This is a genomic window from Streptomyces sp. NPDC059564 (genome assembly GCF_042735575.1).
Lineage (GTDB): Bacteria > Actinomycetota > Actinomycetes > Streptomycetales > Streptomycetaceae > Streptomyces.
Genome location: NZ_JBHWBP010000429.1, coordinates 1 through 5,897, shown reverse-complemented (window position 1 = coordinate 5,897; position 5,897 = coordinate 1). Strand labels below are relative to the sequence as shown.

Genomic DNA, 5,897 nt, shown 5'->3' with positions numbered 1-5,897 from the left:
GCCCTAATTCTTCGGACGCTTCAGATGTGTATAAGTGACATGATATGGCTCGCTTGACACCCACCCTGTCATGGGCCGGCCGCCGTATGCCCCTCGGGCGGGGGCAGACGGCGGCCGTCGTCCTGTTCATCTTCGTGCTCACCGAGGCGCTGCCCGGTGATGCTGCCGTGGCGTTGGCCGGAGACCAACCGGACCCGGAGCGCATCGCCCGCATCCGCGAGGCCATGGGCCTGGACCGGCCGGCCGCCGAGCGCCTTGTGGACTGGGTCGGCGGGATGCTGCACGGCGACCTCGGTACCTCCCTGATCAGCGGGCGGCCCGTCACCGGCTACCTGACCGCGGGCCTCGGCCCCACCCTGCTCCTGGCGGCGGGCACCCTCGCCCTGCTGGTCCCCCTCTCGGTGGGGATCGGCGTCCTGACGGCCCGCCGCGAGGGGGGTCCGCTGGACCGGACCGTCAGTGGGCTCACCCTGGCGGTGCACGCCGTACCGGAGTTCGCCCTCGGCGTGCTGCTGGCCACCGTGTTCGGGCTCTGGCTGGGCTGGCTGCCGCCCACCGCCGTCGGCGCCGGCCTCCGCACCGAGCCCGCCGTCCTGATTCTCCCCGTCCTCGTCCTGGCCTCCCGGCCGGTGTGCACCATCAGCCGTCTGGTCCGCGCCGGGATGATCGACGCGATGGCCTCCCCCTACGTCGCCCAGGCCCGGCGCTACGGCCTCTCCGGGGCCCGCATCCGCTGGTCCCATGCCCTGCCCAACGCCCTGGCTCCCGCCACCCAGCAGCTGGCCCGCACCTGCGACTGGCTGTTGAGCGGCGTGATCGTCGTGGAGGCCCTCTTCGTGATCCCCGGGCTGGGCACCGTCCTCGTCGAGGCCGTCGCCGCCCGCGACGTCCCCGTCGTCCAGGGCATGGCCGTGGTCTTCGGTGTCGTCACCGTCCTGGTCAACCTGGCGGCCGACCTCGTCGCCCGCCGGTTCGCCCCACGCTCGGAGGTGGCGGCATGAACCGCGCCTTGCCGAGGTACCTCCTCGCCCTCGGGCTCATCGCCGTACCCCTGCTGCTTGCCCTGCTGGGCCCGCTGATCGCCGACCCCGCCGGACCCCGGTCCGTCTCCTTCAGCACCGGGCCGGAGCACTGGCTCGGCACCGACTTCGCAGGCCGCGACGCGTGGCGGCAGGTGCTGCTCGGCGGCCGATCCGTCGTGCTCGTGGCCCTCGCCGCCACGCTGCTCGCCTACCTGGTCGCCGTCCCGCTGGGCCTGTGCGCCGCGCTCACCCGCCGTACCTGGCTGGAGGAGGCGCTGATGCGGCCGCTCGACGTCGTCATCGCCGTTCCCTCCCTGCTCCTGGTGCTGCTGGTGGCAGCCACCCTCACGCCCGGTCCCGCCGGACTCACCCTCCTGGTCGGGCTGGCGGCCGTACCCGACGCGGCACGGGTCGTGCATGCCGCAGGCGTCGAGATCTCCTCACGGCCCTCGGTCGAAGCCCTCCGCATGCAGGGCGAGTCATGGTGGCGCACGGCCATCGGCTACGTGGCCCGCTCCATGCGCCGCACCCTCGCCGCCGATGCCGGGATCCGGCTGACCGGCGCCCTCTACCTGGTGGCCACGGCCGCCTTCCTCGGTGTCGGCGTGCAGCCGGACGCCGCCGACTGGGCGGTGATGGTCGACCGCAACCGCACCGGACTGTTCCTCCAGCCCTGGGCGGTCGTCGTCCCCGCCCTGCTCATCGCCGCGCTGTCGATGGGCACCAATCTGCTGTTCGACGCCGCCCTCCAGGGACGCGGCGGCGGGAAGGGAGCGTCGCGATGAGCACGGTCGCAGAGGTGCGGGACCTCCGCGTGGAGATCAACGGACGGGCCGTCGTCGACCAAGTAAGCCTCCAAGCCCACGCAGGAAAGATCACCGCCGTCATCGGCCCCTCGGGCAGCGGCAAGACCACCACCGGGCTCGCCCTGCTCGGCGAGTACCCGCCGGGCGCCCGGGTCGAAGGCACCGTACGCGTGACAGCCGGCACGGTGGGGTACGTACCCCAGCACCCCGCAGCCGTCCTCAACCCCGCCCGCCGCACGGGAGCGCTCCTTCACGACATCGCCGCGCGCCGGCCCGGTACCCGTCGGGAGATCCGCCGACGCGTCGCGCAGGCCCTTCTGGCGGCCCAGGTCCCGGATCCGGAGGTGATCCTGCGGCGCTTCCCCCATCAGCTCTCCGGCGGCCAGCAGCAGCGGGTGGTCCTGGCGCAGGCGCTGCTGCTGGGCGCCCGCGTCATCGTCGCCGACGAACCCACCACCGGTCAGGACGTCCTCACCAAACAGGGCGTCATGGCGGAACTGGCCGCCCTGGCGGCCCAGGGCATCGCCGTCGTCCTGCTCAGCCACGACCTCGACGTGGTGCGCCGGCTGGCCGACGAGGTCGTGGTCATGCGGGAGGGCCGCATCGTGGACCGCGGACCGACGGAGTCGGTGCTCGGCGGGCAGGGGCGAGAGGCGCTTCCGGCAGCCCGTGAGTCCCGCTCGACGGGAGCCGCACGCTTGGAAACGCGCGGCCTGACCGCGCGGCACCGGACCGCACGGGGCACCGTCGAGGTCCTGAGCGATGCCCGGGTCGCCGTCGCGGCGGGGGAGTGCCTCGCCATTGTCGGCCGCTCGGGGAGCGGCAAGACCACGCTGGGCCGCTGCCTGGCCGGTCTGCACCCGGGGTACGACGGTACGGTCCTGCTCGACGGGACCCCGCTGCCGCGCAGCCTGCGCTCCCGCGGCCGCGCCGAACTGGCCGCCGTGCAGTACGTGTTCCAGGACCCGAAGGCCGCCTTCGACGAACACCGGCCTGTCCTGGACCAGGTCGCCCGCACCGCCGTGCGGCTGCGGGGTGCCGGCCGCGACGATGCGCGAGCGAGAGCCGTACGGCAGCTGGCGGGACTGGGTCTGAGCACCGCCCTCGCCGCGCGCCGCCCCGGGGAGCTGTCCGGAGGCGAACTCCAACGGGCCGCACTGGCCCGGGCTTTGCTGGCGGCGCCGGACGTGCTCGTGTGCGACGAGATCACCTCCGGCCTGGACGGGGCAACCCGGCAGGGCATCCTCGACCTCCTCGCCCGGTTGCGTGACCGCGAGGAACTCGCCCTGGTGTTCATCACCCACGATCTGGCGGCCGCAGGGACGATGGCCGACCGGATCGCGGTCCTGGAGGCAGGGCGGGTGGTCGAGGAAGGACCGGCCCGCCGGCTGCTCCGCGCCCCGCGGCATCCCTTCACCAGAGCGCTGTTGGAAGCTGCCTCGCAATGCGGGGCAGTCGTCTGACGCCTCCCGGTCCGCTTCAGGGTTTCATGGACAACGATGGCGGGCACGGCTGCAGGTTCCGTGCCCGCCATCGTGGAGAGCGGGTTCGTTGCCGACCGGTCCAGGAGCCGGGCGCCCCGGCAAGCACCCGCCGGTCGGGCTGGGCAGCAGCCCGCAGCTGCGGATCAGCCTGTCAGAGCCACCGGCGCGCTCACGCGGGCCGGGCACGGCATCGGCTACCGGCTGACATGGGGGAGCAGAGCCATCTCCCGTGCGTTCTTGACCGCCGCGGCGAGCTTGCGCTGCTGCTGCGCCGTGACGCGGGTGACCCGGCGGCTGCGGATCTTGCCGCGGTCGGAGATGAACTTCCGCAGCAGGTCGGTGTCCTTGTAGTCGATGTACGTGATTTTTGCCGCGTCCAGCGGATTGGGGCGGGTCTTCAACGGCTTGCGGGGGGCGACAGGGCGGGCCATGGGTGTTCCTTCTCGGGTTGCTGGATGTTCAGAGGACGGTTGTTCAGGAGACGGGATCCAGGAGCGGGGCGAAGGCGGCCGGGAGGTGCTTCCAGGCTTCCGGCCCGGACGCGTATTCGGCGTCGGTGAGCAGGCAGGACTCCAGGAGCTCTTGGAGACCGTCGCGGTCGAGGCCGGGGGAGGTGAAGACCAGGTGCTGGCAGCGGTCACCGTGTTCGGGATCCCAGTCGAGGGCGGCAGCGGCCCGGCGCATGGCGGGCACCAACTCCCAGGCGGCGTCCGGGAGCGAGGCGAGCCAGGGTCCGGCGCTATCCACGCAGAGGGCGCCGCCTGCGGCGTCCCAGGCGAGCAGCGTGTCGGGCCGGTCGGCGAGCCAGAACCGGCCGCGGCTGCGGGCCGCGGCGCAGGTCAGGTCTTCCAGGGCCTGGTAGAGCCGCTCGGGGTGGAACGGCCGGCGGCGTTGCCACACGAGCGTGGCGACCCCCGCCTCGTCGGCCTCCTGGGGGAGGAGCGCACACGCGGGGTGCTGGGCGGCGGCGGCCGTCTCCACGTCGAAACCGGCGAACGCCAAGCGGGTGAGTTCGCTGGATCCGATGGCTACCTGGCGGGCCGTCGGGTGCAGTTGGGCGAGCAGGGCGCGGTCCTCGTCGTCGGCCTCCTCGCTGTCGGCGATCGCGAGGACCGGCGCGTATTCGAGCTGGCGGGCCCAGGTGTCCCCGACCGTCCGCTGGTCGGTGGCCGCCGCGGCGAGTCCGGCCTCGGCGAGGTCGTCCCCGTTGCCGAGGCAGGGCAGGACGAGCGCGGGGTCAACGGCGGTGATCACGTTGGTGAGTTCCCATACGTCGCCGGCATGGGCGGCCACGACCTCGGCCATCGTCCCGGGCTCGACCGAGTCCCAGAGCTCCACGACGGCCAGTCGCGTCAGCCCGGCGGCGGCCAGTCGTTCCAGCTCGGGAACGAGGTCCTCGCGCAGCGCGCAGCAGGCGCAGTCGTTGACCAGCGGAGTCTCGTCGGCGGACATCTCACCCCCGGAGTTGCGCAGGGTGCGACGTACGTTGCCCGCGGCGGCCGAGGACAGATCGTGGTGAAGGGCGACGCTTCCCGGCACGGCGCGCAGCAGGTGCTCGACGGTCTCCTTGCGGGCGTCGGCGTGCATACCTCCGACGATCACGACGGGGAGGGTCACTTGAGCCCTCCGTAGCGGCGCTCGAAGCGCTCGACGCGACCGGCGGTGTCCAGGACGCGGGCGGTGCCGGTGCAGAGGGGGTGGATTCCAGGCTTCATGGGGTGTCTCTCTCGGGTCGGGAGGGGGCAGCGCTCTTCGCGGAAGTCGACGTGCCCGCGGACGGCGGGGTCCAACTTGGGCAGCACCATCCGGTCAGGGGCGTTCCGCCGGTTCTTGCGCGTGACGTACGGGTAGCCGGTGCCCGCCGTGGAGCGGAGCTTGATGATCGGGCGTACTTCGGCGCGTGCCATGCGGGCTAGTATACGGTAATGGAAATCGTTTCCATCTAGCTTCCGTGAGAGGCAGGTACCACTCGTGTCCGCCCACTGCCAGCTGACCGGCGCCCAGCCGGGCTTCGGCAACACCATTTCCCACTCGCACCGGCGCTCCTCGCGCCGTTTCGACCCCAACATCCAGCGCAAGCGCTACTGGTTGCCCAGTGAAGGCCGCTACGTCCGCCTGGTCCTGAGCGCGAAGGCGATCAAGACCGTGGACGTGATCGGCGTCGAGGCCGCCGTGGCGAGGATCCGGGCGCGCGGGGTGAAGGTCTGATGGCCAAGAAGAGCAAGATCGCGCAGAACGAGAAGCGCAAGGCGATGGTCGAGCGGTACGCCGCCCGGCGCGCTGAACTGAAGGAAGTCCTGCGCAGGCCGTCCTCCACCGAAGCGGAACGGGGCGCGGCCCTGGCGGAGTTGCGCCGCCAGCCGCGCAACGCCAGCGCTACCCGGGTGCGCAACCGCGACAGCGTGGACGGCCGACCGCGCGGCCACCTGCGCACGTTCGGGCTCTCCCGGGTCCGGATGCGAGAGCAGGCACACGCCGGCTTCCTCCCGGGAGTGACCAAGTCGTCCTGGTGACGCGGTCAGGCCCGGCCCCTCGGGGGGCCGGGCCTGACGTCTTCCACCGGGTATGACCGGGCCGGACGGTGC

Annotated in this window: 8 protein-coding genes and 1 pseudogene; 5 read left to right on the top strand and 4 right to left on the bottom strand. The window is 72.5% G+C overall.

Features of this window, described 5'->3' with window-relative positions; translation table 11 throughout:
- Positions 1–44 precede the first annotated feature (44 nt).
- Genes ACFV0Q_RS37350 through ACFV0Q_RS37340 form a run of 3 tightly spaced genes read left to right on the top strand, consistent with a single transcriptional unit; the run spans position 45 to position 3,291 of the window.
- Entirely contained in the window at positions 45–1,001 is a 957-nt protein-coding gene (locus ACFV0Q_RS37350) for an ABC transporter permease (protein ID WP_385011900.1), read from the top strand.
- Positions 998–1,807 carry an ABC transporter permease gene (locus ACFV0Q_RS37345; protein WP_385011897.1) on the top strand — a complete coding sequence of 270 codons (810 nt, stop codon included), beginning with the start codon at positions 998–1,000 and terminating at the stop codon, positions 1,805–1,807. Before ACFV0Q_RS37350 ends, ACFV0Q_RS37345 begins: the two co-directional genes overlap by 4 nt.
- The gene (locus tag ACFV0Q_RS37340; protein WP_385011894.1) at positions 1,804–3,291 is read left to right on the top strand and encodes an ABC transporter ATP-binding protein; all 1,488 of its coding nucleotides are present in this window, start codon (positions 1,804–1,806) and stop codon (positions 3,289–3,291) included. The genes ACFV0Q_RS37345 and ACFV0Q_RS37340 overlap by 4 nt, the downstream gene beginning before the upstream one ends.
- Before the next feature lie 215 nt (positions 3,292–3,506).
- Here ACFV0Q_RS37340 and rpsR read toward each other — a convergent pair whose 3' ends face one another.
- The 4 genes and pseudogenes from rpsR to rpmG form a co-directional block, all read right to left on the bottom strand.
- Positions 3,507–3,743, bottom strand: coding sequence for a 30S ribosomal protein S18 (rpsR, locus tag ACFV0Q_RS37335; protein ID WP_385011891.1), 237 nt, complete (start codon positions 3,741–3,743; stop codon positions 3,507–3,509).
- Positions 3,744–3,786: 43 nt separating this feature from the next.
- On the bottom strand, positions 3,787–4,899 hold the full coding sequence (locus ACFV0Q_RS37330; protein ID WP_385011905.1) for a CobW family GTP-binding protein: 1,113 nt from the start codon (positions 4,897–4,899) through the stop codon (positions 3,787–3,789).
- A 26-nt stretch (positions 4,900–4,925) separates the two neighbouring features.
- Entirely contained in the window at positions 4,926–5,027 is a 102-nt protein-coding gene (locus ACFV0Q_RS37325; protein WP_385011903.1) for a 50S ribosomal protein L31, read from the bottom strand.
- Positions 5,028–5,057: 30 nt separating this feature from the next.
- Positions 5,058–5,219 (bottom strand): annotated as a pseudogene (gene rpmG, locus ACFV0Q_RS37320) (50S ribosomal protein L33); the annotation flags it as partial.
- A 64-nt stretch (positions 5,220–5,283) separates the two neighbouring features.
- On the opposite strand from rpmG, the gene rpmB reads away from it, so the two are divergent.
- Together rpmB and rpsN are read left to right on the top strand one after the other, a co-directional pair.
- Positions 5,284–5,520, top strand: a complete 237-nt coding sequence (rpmB, locus tag ACFV0Q_RS37315; RefSeq protein ID WP_385011888.1) for a 50S ribosomal protein L28 — start codon at positions 5,284–5,286, stop codon at positions 5,518–5,520.
- The gene (gene rpsN, locus ACFV0Q_RS37310) at positions 5,520–5,825 is read left to right on the top strand and encodes a 30S ribosomal protein S14 (protein WP_385011887.1); all 306 of its coding nucleotides are present in this window, start codon (positions 5,520–5,522) and stop codon (positions 5,823–5,825) included. Before rpmB ends, rpsN begins: the two co-directional genes overlap by 1 nt.
- The last annotated feature ends 72 nt before the right edge of the window (positions 5,826–5,897 follow it).